This window comes from Natronohydrobacter thiooxidans, from assembly GCF_001884735.1.
GTDB lineage: Bacteria > Pseudomonadota > Alphaproteobacteria > Rhodobacterales > Rhodobacteraceae > Roseinatronobacter > Roseinatronobacter thiooxidans_A.
The window spans coordinates 16663-32595 of sequence record NZ_MJAP01000001.1 but is presented as its reverse complement, the minus strand read 5'-3'; the positions used below and the strand labels follow the sequence as shown (position 1 = coordinate 32595).

Annotated in this window: 18 protein-coding genes, 1 tRNA gene and 1 riboswitch; of the genes, 13 read left to right on the top strand and 6 right to left on the bottom strand. The window is 65.6% G+C overall.

The window, feature by feature from the left end; genetic code table 11:
- Positions 1-81: 81 nt before the first annotated feature.
- The 9 genes from BG457_RS00175 (at position 82) to BG457_RS00135 (ending at position 6949) form a co-directional block, all read left to right on the top strand.
- Positions 82-1581, top strand: coding sequence for a CoA-acylating methylmalonate-semialdehyde dehydrogenase (locus tag BG457_RS00175; protein WP_071794928.1), 1500 nt, complete (start codon positions 82-84; stop codon positions 1579-1581).
- 153 nt (positions 1582-1734) lie between these two features.
- Positions 1735-2070 carry a cupredoxin domain-containing protein gene (locus BG457_RS00170; RefSeq protein WP_071794927.1) on the top strand — a complete coding sequence of 112 codons (336 nt, stop codon included), beginning with the start codon at positions 1735-1737 and terminating at the stop codon, positions 2068-2070.
- Between the two features lie 182 nt (positions 2071-2252).
- On the top strand, positions 2253-2693 hold the full coding sequence (locus BG457_RS00165; protein ID WP_071794926.1) for a hypothetical protein: 441 nt from the start codon (positions 2253-2255) through the stop codon (positions 2691-2693).
- Between the two features lie 103 nt (positions 2694-2796).
- Positions 2797-3939: an acyl-CoA dehydrogenase family protein gene (locus tag BG457_RS00160; protein ID WP_071794925.1), complete on the top strand. Its 1143-nt coding sequence runs from the start codon at positions 2797-2799 to the stop codon at positions 3937-3939.
- Positions 3939-4985 carry an enoyl-CoA hydratase/isomerase family protein gene (locus tag BG457_RS00155; RefSeq protein WP_071794924.1) on the top strand — a complete coding sequence of 349 codons (1047 nt, stop codon included), beginning with the start codon at positions 3939-3941 and terminating at the stop codon, positions 4983-4985. The genes BG457_RS00160 and BG457_RS00155 overlap by 1 nt, the downstream gene beginning before the upstream one ends.
- Positions 4982-5854: a 3-hydroxyisobutyrate dehydrogenase gene (gene mmsB, locus BG457_RS00150; RefSeq protein ID WP_071794923.1), complete on the top strand. Its 873-nt coding sequence runs from the start codon at positions 4982-4984 to the stop codon at positions 5852-5854. The genes BG457_RS00155 and mmsB overlap by 4 nt, the downstream gene beginning before the upstream one ends.
- Positions 5854-6492, top strand: coding sequence for a Crp/Fnr family transcriptional regulator (locus tag BG457_RS00145; RefSeq protein ID WP_071794922.1), 639 nt, complete (start codon positions 5854-5856; stop codon positions 6490-6492). Before mmsB ends, BG457_RS00145 begins: the two co-directional genes overlap by 1 nt.
- Before the next feature lie 66 nt (positions 6493-6558).
- Positions 6559-6765, top strand: coding sequence for a YgaP family membrane protein (locus BG457_RS00140; protein ID WP_071794921.1), 207 nt, complete (start codon positions 6559-6561; stop codon positions 6763-6765).
- A 109-nt stretch (positions 6766-6874) separates the two neighbouring features.
- A tRNA-Gln gene (locus BG457_RS00135) sits at positions 6875-6949 on the top strand.
- A gap of 20 nt (positions 6950-6969) precedes the next feature.
- Here BG457_RS00135 and BG457_RS00130 read toward each other — a convergent pair.
- Both BG457_RS00130 and BG457_RS00125 read right to left on the bottom strand, forming a co-directional pair.
- A complete protein-coding gene (locus BG457_RS00130; protein ID WP_071794920.1) occupies positions 6970-7275 on the bottom strand; it encodes an addiction module antidote protein in 306 nt (101 codons plus the stop codon).
- 44 nt (positions 7276-7319) lie between these two features.
- A complete protein-coding gene (locus tag BG457_RS00125) occupies positions 7320-7616 on the bottom strand; it encodes a type II toxin-antitoxin system RelE/ParE family toxin (RefSeq protein ID WP_071795103.1) in 297 nt (98 codons plus the stop codon).
- 110 nt (positions 7617-7726) lie between these two features.
- A riboswitch (cobalamin riboswitch) is annotated at positions 7727-7907 on the top strand.
- A gap of 89 nt (positions 7908-7996) precedes the next feature.
- On the opposite strand from BG457_RS00125, the gene BG457_RS00120 reads away from it, so the two are divergent.
- Both BG457_RS00120 and bluB read left to right on the top strand, forming a co-directional pair.
- Entirely contained in the window at positions 7997-8281 is a 285-nt protein-coding gene (locus BG457_RS00120) for a hypothetical protein (protein ID WP_139257477.1), read from the top strand.
- Between the two features lie 34 nt (positions 8282-8315).
- Entirely contained in the window at positions 8316-8939 is a 624-nt protein-coding gene (bluB, locus tag BG457_RS00115) for a 5,6-dimethylbenzimidazole synthase (RefSeq protein WP_071795102.1), read from the top strand.
- Positions 8940-9074: 135 nt separating this feature from the next.
- On the opposite strand, the gene BG457_RS00110 is transcribed toward bluB, so the two are convergent.
- Positions 9075-10520 carry a cobyric acid synthase gene (locus tag BG457_RS00110; protein WP_071794918.1) on the bottom strand — a complete coding sequence of 482 codons (1446 nt, stop codon included), beginning with the start codon at positions 10518-10520 and terminating at the stop codon, positions 9075-9077.
- 43 nt (positions 10521-10563) lie between these two features.
- Positions 10564-11178 carry a cob(I)yrinic acid a,c-diamide adenosyltransferase gene (gene cobO, locus BG457_RS00105; RefSeq protein ID WP_071794917.1) on the bottom strand — a complete coding sequence of 205 codons (615 nt, stop codon included), beginning with the start codon at positions 11176-11178 and terminating at the stop codon, positions 10564-10566.
- Positions 11179-11386: 208 nt separating this feature from the next.
- On the opposite strand from cobO, the gene BG457_RS00100 reads away from it, so the two are divergent.
- Entirely contained in the window at positions 11387-12181 is a 795-nt protein-coding gene (locus BG457_RS00100; protein ID WP_071794916.1) for a hydroxypyruvate isomerase family protein, read from the top strand.
- Positions 12174-12998 carry a sulfite exporter TauE/SafE family protein gene (locus tag BG457_RS00095; RefSeq protein WP_071794915.1) on the top strand — a complete coding sequence of 275 codons (825 nt, stop codon included), beginning with the start codon at positions 12174-12176 and terminating at the stop codon, positions 12996-12998. The genes BG457_RS00100 and BG457_RS00095 overlap by 8 nt, the downstream gene beginning before the upstream one ends.
- A 137-nt stretch (positions 12999-13135) precedes the next feature.
- On the opposite strand, the gene BG457_RS00090 is transcribed toward BG457_RS00095, so the two are convergent.
- Both BG457_RS00090 and BG457_RS00085 read right to left on the bottom strand, forming a co-directional pair.
- Complete coding sequence (locus BG457_RS00090; protein WP_071794914.1) at positions 13136-14494, bottom strand: phosphohexomutase domain-containing protein; 1359 nt, start codon at positions 14492-14494, stop codon at positions 13136-13138.
- A complete protein-coding gene (locus tag BG457_RS00085) occupies positions 14491-15930 on the bottom strand; it encodes a mannose-1-phosphate guanylyltransferase/mannose-6-phosphate isomerase (protein WP_071794913.1) in 1440 nt (479 codons plus the stop codon). Before BG457_RS00085 ends, BG457_RS00090 begins: the two co-directional genes overlap by 4 nt.
- Between the last annotated feature and the right edge of the window lie 3 nt (positions 15931-15933).

Genomic DNA, 15933 nt, shown 5'->3' with positions numbered 1-15933 from the left:
AGGCTTGTTTGGAATATTCCCCATTCCCACAGCGAAATTGCAAAGCTATCCTTGCGCCAACCCAGCCCTGAGGAGGATGCTATGAAAGAGCTTTCGCATTGGATTGACGGCAAGCATGTCGCCGGAACCTCTGGCCGCTTCGCCGATGTCTTCAACCCCGCCACCGGCGAAGTGCAGGCGCGCGTGCCGCTGGCCTCGAAAGCCGAGCTTGACGCCGCCGTTGCCCGCGCCGCGATTGCACAGGTCAAATGGGGTGCGACCAATCCGCAGAAACGTGCCCGCGTCATGATGGCCGCTGTCGGCCTGATCAACCGCGACATGGACAAGCTTGCGGAAAAGCTCTCGTCGGAACATGGCAAGACCTTTGTCGATGCCAAGGGCGATATCCAGCGCGGCCTTGAAGTGATCGAATATTGCATCGGTGCGCCGCAACTCTTGAAAGGCGAATTCACCGACAGCGCCGGTCCCGGCATCGACATGTATTCCATGCGCCAGCCGCTCGGTGTGGTCGCGGGCATCACGCCCTTCAACTTCCCGGCGATGATCCCGCTGTGGAAAATGGGCCCTGCACTCGCCTGCGGCAATGCCATGATCCTCAAACCGTCAGAGCGCGACCCCTCGGTGCCGCTGATGCTGGCCGAGATCTTCCAGGAAGCCGGTCTGCCCGATGGTGTGTTGCAGGTCATCAATGGCGACAAGGATGCGGTGGACGCGATCCTCGACAATGAGATCATTCAGGCCGTGGGCTTTGTCGGCTCCACCCCGATCGCGCATTACATCTATTCGCGCGGCTGCGCTGCGGGCAAGCGCGTGCAATGCTTCGGCGGCGCCAAGAACCACATGATCATCATGCCCGACGCCGATATGGATCAGGCGGCGGATGCGCTGGTCGGCGCCGGTTACGGCGCGGCAGGCGAACGCTGCATGGCAATCTCGGTCGCGGTCCCGGTGGGCGAAGGCACGGCAGAGGCACTCCGCGAACGCCTGGTGCCCAAGATCGAAGCCCTGAAAGTCGGCCCATGGACCGCAGGCGATGACGTGGATTACGGCCCCGTCGTGACCGCCGCCGCCAAGGAAAACATCCTGCGGCTGGTCGAGAGCGGGGTAGAGCAGGGCGCGGAACTCGTGGTCGATGGCCGCAATTTCAGCCTGCAGGGCTATGAGAACGGCTTTTTCGTCGGCCCGCATCTCTTCGATCATGTCACCACCGACATGGATATCTACCGCAAGGAAATCTTCGGCCCGGTGCTGTCGATGGTGCGCGCCAAGACCTATGAAGAAGCCATCACCATGGCAATGGATCATGAATACGGCAATGGCACCGCGATCTTCACCCGCGACGGCGACGCCGCCCGCGATTTCGCGCATCGCATCAATATCGGCATGGTGGGCATCAATGTGCCAATCCCGGTGCCGCTGGCCTATCACACTTTCGGCGGCTGGAAGAAATCGGGCTTTGGCGACCTCAACCAGCACGGGCCGGATGCGTTCAAATTCTACACCCGCACGAAAACCGTGACCTCGCGCTGGCCCAGCGGCATCAAGGAAGGTGCGGCGCTGAACTTCAAGGCGATGGACTGAGGGCCGGAAGCGAGGGGGCTGCCCGCCCCCTCGCGCGCCGTGCGGCACTTACACCCTTGGCGGCGCAGGGATGACGGGCTGGCCCGGCACTGGACAAATGCGCCCCCTGCCTGCATCATGGTCTGATGTTCCTCTGTCACAAAGGAGCCACCCATGACATCCCTGACCCGCCGCCACCTGCTCTTTGCCGCTGCCGCAAGCCCTGCGCTGATGGCCCTGCCCGGCCATGCCGGTGCCGCCACCCATGATGTCGCGATCTCCGGCATGGCCTTTGCGCCCGCCACGATCACCATCGCCGCGGGCGACACGATCCGCTGGACCAATTCCGACGGCGCGCCGCATACCGCCACTTTCGCGGGGGGTGCCCCCGATACCGGGCGGCTGAACCGCGGCGACAGCGCCGAACTGACCTTCGAGCAGCCCGGCACCTTCGATTATGTCTGCGCCTTCCACTCCGGCATGCGCGGCCGCGTCATCGTCACCGACTGATCCTGCCCCCGTCGCGCGCGGGCAAGCGGCGGGCGAGGGCTGCATGGCGGCCTCAACCAGCACGGCCCGGATGCGTTCAAACGTCACGCATGTACAAAAAACCGTGACCTCGCGCTGGCCAGAGGGTATCAAGGAAGGCGTTGCCTTGAACTTCAAGACGATGGACTGACACAAGGATCAGGATGCCGCTCAGTTTCAGGATCATCCCCGAACATGCCGTCATTGTGGTGCATTATCACGGCGTGGCGGGTCTGGCAGAGACACATGTGATGATCGCGGAATGTGCCGCACATCCTGATTTCCACGCCGCCTTTCGTCATCTGGTCGATCTGCGCGATATCACGGATCACGAACGCGACCTGATGGGCTTTTTCACTCTGCAGGCCAAGGCAATCGAAGCCTTCCCCGTCATCAGCGACGAAGGGCATGGCTTCCAGATGGTGCTGATCGCGCCCCCCGGCCCGCCGCGTGCCATGGCCGAAATGGTGCGCCGCACATGGGACGGGCTCGATCTGGTCCGCGTCTCCATCGTGGAAAACCCCGATAACGCGCTGGATCTGCTCGGAATCGGGGCCGCGCATCGCGACGCGCTTCTGCGCCACATGATCCGGGAAAAAGACTGAACCAGCCTCGCCCGGATCACCCGCCCCGAATGGACACGCGCTTTGCAAAAATGCTGAAACACTTGCCCCTTAGCGAAGGCGCGAGACCATAGAGGAGGAGCGGATGGATTTTGCATTGAGCGAAGAGGCGCAGGCCATTTTCGAGATGGCGCGCGATTTCGGCGCAGCAGAGATCGCCCCCCATGCCCGCAAATGGGAAGCCGAGGGCACGATCCCCAAAGACCTCTGGGCCAAATTCGCCGAACTGGGCTTTGGTGGCCTCTATGTGCGCGAAGATGCAGGCGGCGCAGGTCTGACCCGGCTCGACGCCACGCTGATTTTCGAAGCGCTTTCGATGGCCTGCCCCTCGGTCGCGGCGTTTCTCTCGATCCATAACATGTGCGCCGCGATGATCGACAAGTTCGGCTCCGAGCAGATGCGCGCGGACCTGCTGCCCCGCGTGGTCTCGCTCGACTGTTTCATGTCCTATTGCCTGACCGAACCCGGATCGGGGTCCGACGCCGCCGCCCTGAAAACCCGCGCCACCCGCGACAATGCAGGCTATATCCTGAACGGCACCAAGGCGTTCATCTCGGGCGGCGGCTATTCCGACGGCTATATCGTCATGGCCCGCACCGGCGATGCAGGGCCCAAGGGGATATCCGCGCTGGTGGTGATGGATGGTGCGCCGGGCCTCAGTTTCGGCGGGCTGGAGGACAAGATGGGCTGGCGCTCGCAACCCACCCGGCAGGTGCAACTCGACGATTGCCATGTGGGGGCCGAGGCGCTTCTGGGCGAGGAAGGGCAGGGCTTTCGCTACGCCATGGCCGGGCTCGACGGCGGTCGGTTGAATATCGCGGCCTGCTCCCTTGGCGGCGCGCAGGCGGCCCTTGACGCGACGCTGGTCTATATGGGCGAGCGCAAGGCGTTTGGGCAGACACTCGACCAGTTTCAGGCGCTGCAATTCCGCTTGGCCGAGATGGAAATCGAATTGCAGGCCGCCCGCGTCTTCCTGCGTCAGGCCGCATGGAAGCTGGACCAAGGTGCACCCGATGCCACGAAATTCTGCGCCATGGCCAAGAAATTCGTGACCGAGGCAGGCAGCCGCGTTGCCGATCACTGCCTGCAGCTGCATGGCGGCTATGGCTATCTCGCCGATTACGGCGTGGAAAAACTGGTGCGCGACCTGCGCGTGCATCAGATCCTTGAGGGCACCAATGAAATCATGCGCCTGATCGTTGCGCGGCAGATGCTGGCGGCGCGCTGATGGCAGATGTGCAGATCCGCATCGAGGGGCGCGCAGGCCGCATCACCCTGACCCGCCCCAAGGCGCTGAATGCGCTGACCTATGACATGTGCCTTGCGATTGACGCGGCGCTGACCGGCTGGACGCGCGAAGACCGTGTGGCACTGGTGCTGATCGAGGCCGAAGGCGACAAAGCCTTCTGCGCCGGCGGCGATATTGCCGAGATCTACGCCGCAGGCCGGCGCGGCGATTACAGCTATGGGCGGGGCTTCTGGCGCGACGAATACCGCATGAACGCCCGCATCGCCGCCTATCCCAAACCCGTGGTCAGCTTCCTGCAGGGCTTCACCATGGGCGGCGGCGTCGGTCTGGGCTGCCATGCCAGCCACCGGATCGTGACCGAGACCAGCCAGATCGCCATGCCCGAATGCGGCATCGGTCTGGTGCCCGATGTCGGCGGCACATACCTTCTCGCGCGCGCGCCGGGCCATCTCGGGGCCTATCTGGGCCTGACCGGGGCGCGCATGGGGCCGGGCGACGCACTCCATGCCGGTTTTGCCGATCTGTTCCTGCCGCAATCCGACTGGGACAGCGCGAAAGCGGCGCTGATCGCCTCTGGCGATGTGACCGCGCTGCAAGCCACAACCCCACCAGAGGCCCAGCTTGCCACCGAGGCCACCCGCATCGACCAAGCTTTCGGGCAGGGCAGCGTGAGCGCGATCGCGGACTGTCTCGCCAATGACGACAGCCCCTTCGCGCAAAAGGCGCTGACCGCGCTGCAGCGCAATTCCCCGCTGTCCATGGCCTGCACGCTTGACATGCTGCGCGACCAGGGGCGCGCAGGCACGATCCGGCAGGCGCTGGCGCAGGAATTCCGCTTCACATGGCGCGCGATGGAACATGCCGATTTTCTCGAAGGCATCCGCGCCGCGATCATCGACAAGGACAAATCCCCGCGCTGGCGGCACAAGAGCCCGGACAGTGTGACGCAGGCAGAGATCGACGCGATGCTGGCCTCGCTCGGGGCAGATGAGCTAACATTCGAGGGGCTGGAGGAAAGCACATGAAAATCGGATTCATCGGATTGGGCAATATGGGCGGGCCGATGGCCGCCAATCTGGCCCGCGCGGGCCATCAAATCGCAGGTTTCGATCTGGTGGCACCCTGCCCCGAAGGCGTGACCAAAGCCGCCAGCGCGTCCGAGGCCGCAACCGGGGCAGAAGTCGTGATCACCATGCTGCCCAATGGCGCGATCCTGCGCGCCGTCGCCGCCGAGGCGATCCCTGCCATGGCGGCAGGTGCCGTGCTCTGCGACTGCTCGACCGTCGATGTCGAAAGCGCCCGCGCGGTGGCCGATCAGGCGCAGGCGGCGGGCTTGGGCGCGCTCGATGCGCCCGTTTCGGGCGGGGTCGGCGGCGCCACCGCAGGCACGCTGACCTTCATGGTCGGCGGGTCAGACGCGGCTTTCGCGACCGTTCAGCCGCTCTTCGAGATCATGGGCCAGAAATCCGTCCATTGCGGCGCTGCCGGGGCAGGGCAGGCTGCGAAAATCTGCAACAACATGATCCTTGGCGCGACCATGGCCGTCACCTGCGAAGCCTTCGCGCTCGCCGACAAGCTGGGGCTCGACCGCGCACGGATGTTCGATGTGGTCTCGACCTCTTCGGGCTATAGCTGGTCGATGAATGCCTATTGCCCCGCCCCCGGCATCGGCCCGCAAAGCCCCGCCGACAATGACTACAAGCCCGGTTTTGCTGCCGAACTGATGCTCAAGGATCTGCGCCTGTCGCAACAGGCCGCTGAAGCGGTCAATGCCGACACGCCCATGGGCGCCCGCGCGACCGAGCTTTACGCAAGCTTTGTCGAGGCCGAAGACGGCAAGGGCCGCGATTTCTCGGCGCTGCTGCCCCGTTTCGCCGCGCGCAGCCGCAGCTGATGGGCTGGGCGGCGCAGCTTCTGCCGGGCCTCGCGCCCGCGGATATCGCCCGCCTCGACGCCCTGCCGGAACAGCGCGTCAGCACCGGCCAGATCCTCTTTCGCGCCGGGGATGACGCGCAGGGTTTCGCAGTGGTGCTGGAAGGCCGGATCGAAGTCACCCTGACCGGCGCCTCGGGCCGCGAAATCCTGCTCTATGCGGTAGAGCCGGGCCAAAGCTGCATCCAGACCACCCTCGGCCTGATCGGCGACGCCCCCTATTCCGGCGAGGCGCAGACCGTCACCCCATGCCGTCTGGTGATCCTGCCGCGCACGCTGTTTCGTTCCCTGATGGACCAGTCCGAACCCTTCCGCGCTTTCGTGTTCCGCGCCTTTGCCGCGCGCATGTCGGAACTGACCGGCTTGCTGGAACAGGTGGCCTTCGCCCGCATCGAATCGCGACTGGCCCGCGCGCTGGTCGAATTGGCACAGGCGGGTCAGGTGCAGGCCACCCATGCCGAACTCGCCGCCCGCATCGGATCGGCGCGCGAAGTCGTCTCGCGCCAGCTGGAACGCTGGGCGCAACGCGAGTTGATCGCGACCGAACGCGGAAGGATCATGATTCGCGCCCCGGCCGAGCTGAAACGCCTCGCAATGTGATCTTGTCACCGACAGATTTGCCGCGCTGCAGTAGTCTGCCGCCAACCATCATCACGGAGACAAGACATGTTGGCAAAGAATGTCGGCGGCATTGACCGCATCCTGCGTATCCTCGTGGGGCTGGCCTTGATTCTGGGCTTTTTCCTGAATCCCGAGGCCAGCATGCGCTGGCTCTATCTGATCGGCATCGTGCCCCTGGCCACCGGGCTGATGCAGACCTGCCCGCTCTATTCCCTGATCGGGCTGAACACCTGCCCGACCCGCAAGGGCTGAGCGCCGCGATTGCAGGGCCTGTCCCGTGCGGCAGGCCCGATTCTTGCGATTCCACCGCAAGAATGGGGTTGCAGCTGCCGCAGCCCTTCGCTAAAACCCGCCGCACAGTTGGGGCGTGGCCAAGTGGTAAGGCATCGGTTTTTGGTACCGTGTACCGTAGGTTCGAATCCTACCGCCCCAGCCAATATTCTCGGAAAGTAGCGGTTACGCGACAGGTCTGAAACCCAGACGCAACCCCAGCGCGCGCGCGACTTTGACAATCGTGGCAAAGCTGGGATTGCCGTCCTCGGAAAGCGCTTTGTAAAGCCCCTCGCGACTCATCCCCGTATCGCGCGCGAGTTGGCTCATATTGCGCGCGCGGGCAACCACGCCAAGCGCATGCGCGATATAGGCGGGATCATCACCGCCTTCTTCCATCACGGCGTCAAGATACGTCATGATATCTTCCTCGTTTTCGAGATAATCCGCCGTATCGTAGCGGCTGAAACTCTCGCTCTTGGCGGCAGTCATTTCATGTCTCCTGCCCCTGATAACCCGAGGCGCGGCCTGTCATTTCAATCCTTCCACTGCGCGGCGATTTCTTTGGCCTTGGCAATGTCCGACTGTTGAGAGGATTTGTCGCCGCCCGAAAGCAGGATGGCGACGATGGACCCTCTTTGCATGTAATAGACCCTGTAACCCGGGCCGTAATCGATCCGCATCTCAGAGATCCCGCCACCGACCGCTTTGACATCGCCGGGATTCCCGCTGGCAAGCCGGTCAAGTCTCGCCTGAATGCGCGCGGTAGCCCTCCGGTCACGCAAACCACGCAGCCAGCGGTCGAAAGTGCCACTCTTTACCAGCGTGATCATGTGTTGACTGTAGTTATCATGCTCAAATATGTCAACCATGGTTATCAGATTTGCCTGCGCTCCCCGCCCCCCGCCCAGGCAAGAATCGGCTCGCAACTGCCAGCGCGAAATGCTAGCCTCGCCGCGATGGTGCCCGATCATTCGGGAGAATAGGGAAGCCGGTTCAATTCCGGCGCTGCCCCCGCAACTGTAAGCGGTGCGCCCCCTCATGCCACTGGACCCATGGTCCGGGAAGGCGGGGATGCGCTCTCAGCCGCAAGCCAGGAGACCTGCCATCACCCGTGAAACACGAAACCGGACGGGGTGTCCGGAGGAGGGCTTATGACGATTCCGCACCACGGCTTTGGCCGCTTTCCTGCCCCCAGCAGCAGGAGGGCATGATGCGCCACGAAAGATTTGAACCGATCCATTGTGCAAGCTGCCCGCTGAAATCCGGGCCATGCCTCGCGGGCCTCGAATTTCTGGAAACCCTGTCAGTGCCGCTGGGGCTGGCGCGGCAGATGACCGGCGAAATGCCCGATCTCGAAGGCCGCGTGCAGCTCAATGCCTGTCCCGCGCGTGCGGAATGCGCCTTGCACTGGCGCGCGGTTGATGGGCAGGTAGAATTGCACAGCGGGGAGCAGCGGCTGTGGCAGGGTCAGGTGACGGCGCAGCTTGCGCAATGATCCGGCGCAGATCGCGCAACGGGGGGACGGACAGGTGGAATTTGCCAGCGATCACAGATCTGTCCTGCAGGAGGTGCTGAAATGGCGCCGCGACACCCGCCATTTCAAGCCCGATCCGGTGGAGAGCGATGTTCTCGCCGCGCTGCAGGCGGCGATGGCGCTGGCGCCCTCGGTCGGCAATGCGCGGCCATGGCGGGTGCTGCAGATCGAAACCCCGTCCCTGCGCGCCGCCGTGCGCGCGAATTTCGAGGCCGCGAACCGCGAGGCGGCCTCGCTCTATGAGGGCGAACAGGCAGAGGCTTACGGCGCGCTCAAGCTCGCGGGGCTGGACATGGCCCCGGTGCAACTCGCCATATTCACCGAGATCGCCCCGGTGGAAGGCCACGGGCTGGGCCGCCAGACCATGCCAGAGACCCTGCGCCAGTCCACGGCGATGGCGATTCACACGCTCTGGCTGACGGCGCGGACGCATAATCTGGGGCTGGGAATGGTCTCGATTCTGGACCCGGACGCCATGACCCGGCTCCTGGATGTGCCGCAGTCATGGGAATTCTCGGCCTATCTCTGTCTGGGCTACCCCGAATTTCACGACGACACGCCGCTTCTGCACCGCGCCGGATGGCAGGAAAACACCCCGACTGACTGGCAGCGGCGCTAGCGCGGGCGTTGATCCGCAGTGGCAAGAGCGCCCGCTCACGGCCCGCCCACCCGACCCATGCCATTCGCGGGCGCTGCCCGGCCTTGCCGGGCGGGTGCCCCCTGCAGAGGCGGGTATCACTCCGGCGCTGGCCCGCTACCGCGCCAGCGCCAGCAGCCCTGCCACATCCAGATGCGCCTCCAGATGATCGGCCAGCGCATCCAGCGTGGCCTCGACCCCCGCCGCATAGGCCAGCCCGGACCCGCCCAGCCCCAGCCCCGCCAGAAAGGCCGCGCGGAACGCGTCATTGCCGAACATGCCATGCAGATAGGACCCGGTGATCCGCCCGCAAGCCGAGATCGCCCCCTCATCCACCCCGCCGACACGGCCAAAGGCCCGCGCCCGGTCCGGCCCCTCCGTGCGCCCGATATGGATTTCATAGCCTTCAAAGGGCAGGCCGCTCGCCAGATGCGTCGCGCGCACCCGCTCCAGCCGCTTTTCCGGCGTCATCGTGGTGGTGACATCCAACAGCCCCAGCCCCTCGGTCACGCCCGCAGGCCCTTCCAGCCCGTCCGGGTCGGCAATGCTGCGCCCCAGCATCTGATAGCCGCCGCAAATCCCCAGCACATGCCCAGCCCGCCGGACATGGGCGGCAAGGTCGATATCCCAGCCTTCGGCGCGCAGAAAGGCCAGATCGCCGCGCGTCGATTTGCTGCCGGGCAGGATCACCAGCCGCGCTTCCGCCGGGATCGGCTGGCCGGGCCGCACCATGACCAGATCCACCCCCGGTTCCGCCGCCAGCGGGTCCAGATCATCGAAATTCGCGATCCGCGACAGCGCTAAGGCGGCAATCACCACCCCGCCCTGCGAGGGGCCAGAGCGCAGATCCAGCGCATCCTCGGCGGGCAGCCTGTGCGCATCCGCAAACCAGGGCAGCACTCCGAAACCCCGCCAGCCGCTCTGCGCCGCGATAAACGCATAGCCATCGTCAAACAGCCGCGGATCGCCCCGGAACTTGTTGATCACAAACCCCGCGACCTGCGCGCGGTCGCCCGCCTCCAGCACCGCCTGCGTGCCGATGATCTGCGCGATCACCCCGCCCCGGTCGATATCGCCCACCAGCACCACCGGCACATCGGCGGCCCGCGCGAATCCCATATTCGCAATATCGCCCCGGCGCAGATTGACCTCCGCCGGGCTGCCGGCACCTTCGACGATCACCAGATCATGCGCCGCGCGCAGCCGCGCGAAACTCTCCTGCACCGCCCCCATCAGACGCGGCTTCAGCCCGGCATAATCGGCGGCGCGCGTGGTGGTCAGCCGCTTGCCCTGCACCACCACCTGCGCGCCGGTCTCGCTCTCGGGCTTCAGCAGCACCGGGTTCATATCCACCACCGGCTCCAGCCCCGAGGCCAGCGCCTGCAGCGCCTGCGCCCGCCCGATCTCACCGCCATCGGCGGTCACAGCGGCATTGTTCGACATGTTCTGCGGCTTGAACGGCGCCACGCGCAGCCCGCGCCTGCGCGCCGCGCGGCAGAGCCCCGCCACCAGCATGGATTTGCCGACATTCGAGCCCGTGCCCTGCAGCATCAGCGCCTTCATACCTGCCCCCCCGGTTTCGCGCCCGCCCGCCATACTGCGCGCCTTAGAACTCGACACCTTGCTGCGCCTTCACGCCCTCGCGGAACGGATGCTTGACCAGCGTCATTTCCGTGACCAGATCGGCCAGTTCGATCAATTCGGGCTTGGCGTTGCGCCCGGTCAGGGCGACATGCGTCATCGCAGGCTTCTCATCGCGCAGAAATGTCACCACCTCGTCAATCGGCAGGTAATCATAGCGCAGCGCGATATTGATCTCATCGAGCAGCACAAAGCGGATTTCAGGATCGCGGATCAACTCCTTCGCCTTCTCCCAGCCCGCACGCGCAGCGGCGATATCGCGGTCACGATCCTGCGTGTCCCAGGTGAACCCCTCGCCCGAGACGATGAAGCGGCATTCCTCGGCGAAATGCCGTTGCAGGAATTCGCGCTCGCCCGTGCCCCGGCTGCCCTTGATGAACTGCACCACCGCGCAGGGCATGCCATGGGCGATGCAGCGCATGATCATGCCGAAACCCGACGAGGATTTGCCCTTGCCCGCGCCGGTATGGACAATGACCAACCCTTTCTCGATGGTCTTGGTCTCCATCATCTTCTCGCGCGCGGCCTTGATCTTCTGCTTTTTCGCGCGGTGGCTCGCGGCATCGGCATTCTCGCTCATGGGGTCTGGTCCTTTTGTGAAAACACGGCAGCGCACTGTCCGGGGCAGATGCGCGCGGACTGTGGCAAGGGCGGCAGCGAAGATCAAGCCCGCTCCTGCTGCCAGCAAAACCGGCCCGCTGCCCGATTTCCGGCACCCCCGCCGCGACGGGGCGGTATTTCACCGAAATCCCTTGACGCCCCTCGCTCCGCCCGATCTTCTCCGCCCCATGACAAGGATAGTCACCAAGGCAGGCGCGGCGCGGTTTTCCGCCAATCTGGGGTTTCTCTGGACCGACCTGCCCTTGCCCGCGCGCATCCGCGCTGCGGCAAGCGCAGGCTTCGACGCGGTAGAGTTCCATGACGATGCCCAGACCACCGACCCCGCGCTGCTGCGCGATACCCTCTCCGAAACCGCTCTGCCGGTCTGCAGCCTGAACACGCGCATGGGCGCGAGCGCAGGATGCGCAGCGCTTCCGGGGCAGGAAGATCAGGCGCGGCGCGACATCGACGCCGCGTTGGGCGTGGCCCGCGCCATCGGGGCCGCAGCGGTGCATGTGCTGGCCGGGCGCAGCGACGGCGACAATGCGTCCCGCAGCGCCTATCTGCGCGCGCTGCGCCATGCGCTCGATGCAGGCGAGCAGACGATCCTGATCGAACCCCTCTCGCGCGCCGCCATGCCGGGCTATTACCTGCAGGATCTCGCGCAGGCGCTGGGCATCCTGCAGGAGATCGCCCATCCCCGGCTGAAACTGCTGTTCGACTGCTACCATATCGCGATGGAAGGCCATGATGTCGCGGCCCAATTCGCGCAGCACGCCGCCCGGATCGGCCATGTCCAGATCGCCTCGGTGCCGGGGCGCAACGAGCCGGGCACGGGCGACAGGCTCGACTATGCCCGCCTGCTGCCGCAGATGCGCCGCGCGGGCTATGCCGGGGCTTTCGGTTGCGAATACCGCCCCGTCACCCGCGTCGAGGCCGGTCTCGGCTGGCGCGCCACCCTGCAAGAGGCCCTGCATGACTGACCTGACCCTGACCACCCTGATCCCGCTCATACTGGCCCTGTTTGTGACCGGGGCGATTGCCGGTATCCTGTCGGGGCTCTTGGGCGTGGGCGGCGGGATCGTGGTGGTTCCGGTCCTGTTCTGGGTGTTCAAATTCCTCGGCTACCCGCCCGAGCTTGGCATGCAGGTAGCAGTGGGCAGCTCGCTTCTGACCGTCGCCATCACTGCCCTGACAGCGGCGAAATCGCATCACACGCGCGGTTCGGTCGATCTGGGGATCATCCGCCGCTGGGCGCCCTTCATGGCCCTGGGCGCGCTCTGTGGCGGGGCCGTCGCCGGGCTGGTCAAGGGGCCGTTCCTGATGCTGGTTTTCGGCACGGTCGCACTGCTGGTCGCCTGGAACATGGCGCTGCCGCGCACGCGCATTCTGGCCCCCGCCCTGCCCGAACGCCGGGGCGCGCAGCCCGCGATGGCCGCAGGCGTGGGGCTGGTCTCCTCCATGATGGGGCTTGGCTCGGGCACGCTGGGCGTGCCGCTGATGACGGCGTTTTCCGTGCCGGTGCATCGCGCGGTCGGCACGGCGGCGGCGCTGGGTCTGGTCGTGGGCAGCGCCGGGACGCTCGCCATGCTGGTCACGGGCTTGGGCGTCGCGGGGCGGCCCCCGCTCTCGATCGGCTATATCAACCTGATCGCCGTGGCGTTCGTCCTGCCGCTCTCGGTCCTCTGCGCGCCCTATGGCACGAAGCTCGCCCATGCCCTCGACCCGATCTGGATCAAGCGCGCCTTCGCCCTGTTTCTGGGCGCAACCGCCCTGCGCATGCTGACCGCGGCGTTCTGAGCGGCCTTCCCGATCAGCCTGCCCCCTGCCTTCATCTTGCCGAAAAATACTCCCGCCGGAGGCCACGGGCCGCAAGGCCCGTCCCCCCGTGGGCAGCGCGCGCGCAGCCTGCCCAAGCAGGCAGAAATGCACACCAGTTACAGCCCCAGCGCCGCCTTGACCTGCGCCACGAACGGCGCCGGATCCGCCCCCCGCGTCTCGACATTCAGCCGCAGCAGCGGCTCGGTATTCGACGCCCGCAGATTGAACCGCCATTCCCCCAGATCAAGGCTCAGACCATCGGTATCATCCCGCCCCCGCGCCTGCGGGCCAAAGATCTCTGCCGCAAGCGCCATCGCCCCTGCCGCATCCGCGACCTGAAAATTCATCTCGCCCGAAGAGGGAAACGCCGCCCTGCGCGCCGCCACCAGTCCCGCGAGCGGCCCCTCGCGGCTGACCAGTTCCGCGATCAAGAGCCAGGGAATCATCCCGCTGTCGCAATGAAAGAAATCGCGGAAATAATGATGCGCCGACATTTCGCCGCCATAAAGCGCGCCATGATCGCGCATCGCCTGCTTGATGAAAGCATGCCCGGTGCGCGCCTGAATGGCCTCACCGCCCGCCTGCGCGATCACATCGCGCGAGTTCCAGATCACCCGCGGGTCATGGATGATCCGCGCGCCGGGTTCCTTGGTCAGGAATGACGCCGCCAGCAGCCCGACCACATATTCGCCGTCGATGAAATTGCCCTCATGATCGAACAGGAAACAGCGGTCGAAATCCCCGTCCCAGGCGACAGCGAAATCCGCATCCGCCCTGCGCAGGGCCTCTGCCGTCGCAGGCCGGTTCTCGGGCAGCAGCGGGTTCGGAATCCCTTGCGGAAAACGGCCATCCGGGTCGTGATAAAGCCGCGTGAAGCGCAAGGGGGCGCCGCGCGCCGCCAGCGCCCCGGCCAAAGCATCAAATGTCGGACCCGCCGCGCCATGGCCCGCATTGACCAGAATATGCAAGTCCCGCAGCGCTGACACATCCACGAAGGACAGAACCCGGTCCACATAGCCCGCGCGCGCCGCATCCGCCACATCGCGCCGCAGGCCCCCCTCGCGCGCAGGCCCGAAATCATCCGCCTCGGCCAGCGCGCGGATCTGCGCAAGCCCGCTTGCCGCATCCAGCGGCGCCGCCCCCGCGCGCACCAGCTTCATCCCGTTCCAATCCATCGGATTGTGCGAGGCCGTAACGCATATCCCCCCATCCGCCGCCATCAGTGCGGTCCCGGCATAAACCTCTTCCGTGCCGCACAGGCCCAGATCCAAGACCTCGACCCCTTCGGCCAGCAACCCCTCGGCCACCGCGTCACACAATTCGCCGGAAGAGGCCCGCACATCGCGCCCCAGCACCACGCGCCGCGCCCCCAGCGCGCGCGCAAACCCACGCCCGATGCGCGTTGCAATCCCGCCGTCCAGATCAATCCCCAACCGCCCGCGAATGTCATAGGCTTTGAAGCAGCTCAGGCTCATCCCTTGGCCCCTTGCCCGCGCGCATAAACATCCTCGTAGCGCACGATGTCATCCTCGCCCAGATAAGCCCCGGTCTGCACCTCGATCAGCGTCAGCGGCAGCTTGCCGGGATTCTCCATCCGGTGTTTCGCGCCCAAGGGAATATAGACCGACTGATTCTCGGTCACGAGCTGCACCTCCTCGCCAATCGTCACCCGCGCCGTGCCCTCGACCACGATCCAATGCTCGGCGCGGTGATGATGGCTTTGCAGCGACAGCGCCGCCCCCGGATGCACCACAATCCGCTTGACCTGAAACCGCCCGCCGATGGCAAGGCTCTCATACCAGCCCCAGGGCCGGTAATCGCGCGGCAGGGTCTCGGCCTGCGCCGCGCCCTTCGCTTTCAGCGCCGCCACCGCCAGTTTCACATCCTGCCCTCGCGCCCGGTCGGCCACCAGCACCGCGTCGGGCATGGCCACCACCACCAGATCGCGCAGCCCGATGCCGACAAGCTGCTGATCCGGGTTCTCGGCCCGCAACAGGCTGTTTTCGCAGTCAATCGCCGTCGCCGGGCCATTCACGACCACCCCGTCCGCATCCGGCCCCGCCTCGCGCCAGACCGCCTCCCAGCCGCCCAGATCGGACCATGCACCCGCATAGGGCACCACGCTCAGATTATCGGCCTTCTCCATCACCGCGTAATCAATCGAGATATCCTGCAACCGCGCCCATGGCGCAGGTGCAAGCCGGGTAAAGCCCAGATCGGCCTGCGCCCCCTCGACCGCCGCGCGCACCAGCGCCAGTTCACCCGGCGCATGGCGCTCCAATGCCGCCAGCATGCTGCGCACCGAAAACAGGAAAATCCCGGCATTCCACAGATGCATTCCGCCTGTCAGCAGCGCCTCTGCCGTCGCCAGATCGGGCTTCTCGACAAAAGCCTGCAAGGGCTGCGCCACCCCCTCCTGCGGGGTCTGCGACAGCGCCAGCCAGCCATAGCCGGTTTCCGCCCGGTCCGGGCGGATGCCGAAGGTCACGATCTGCCCCGCCTCGGCCGCAGGGCGCGCGGCCTCGACGCAAGCGCGAAAGGCGGCGGCGTCAGGAATCACATGATCAGACGGCGCCACAAGGATCAGCGCCTCCGGCATCTCAGCCGCAAGCTGCACCACCGCCGCCGCAATCGCAGGCGCGGTATTGCGCGGCGCAGGCTCGATCAGGATCGCGCGCGGCGCCATCTCGATAGCCGCCAGTTGCTCGGTCACCAGAAAGCGGAAATCCGATCCGGTCACGACCACAGGCGCGGCAAATCCCGGCCCCGACAGGCGTCGGCTCGACGACTGGAACAGGCTTTCGCTGCCGGTGATTCGGGCAAATTGCTTGGGATAGCTCTTGCGCGATAACGGCCAGAGCCTCGTGCCCGACCCACCACAGAGCAAGACTGGAACAATAGCAGAACTCATGAA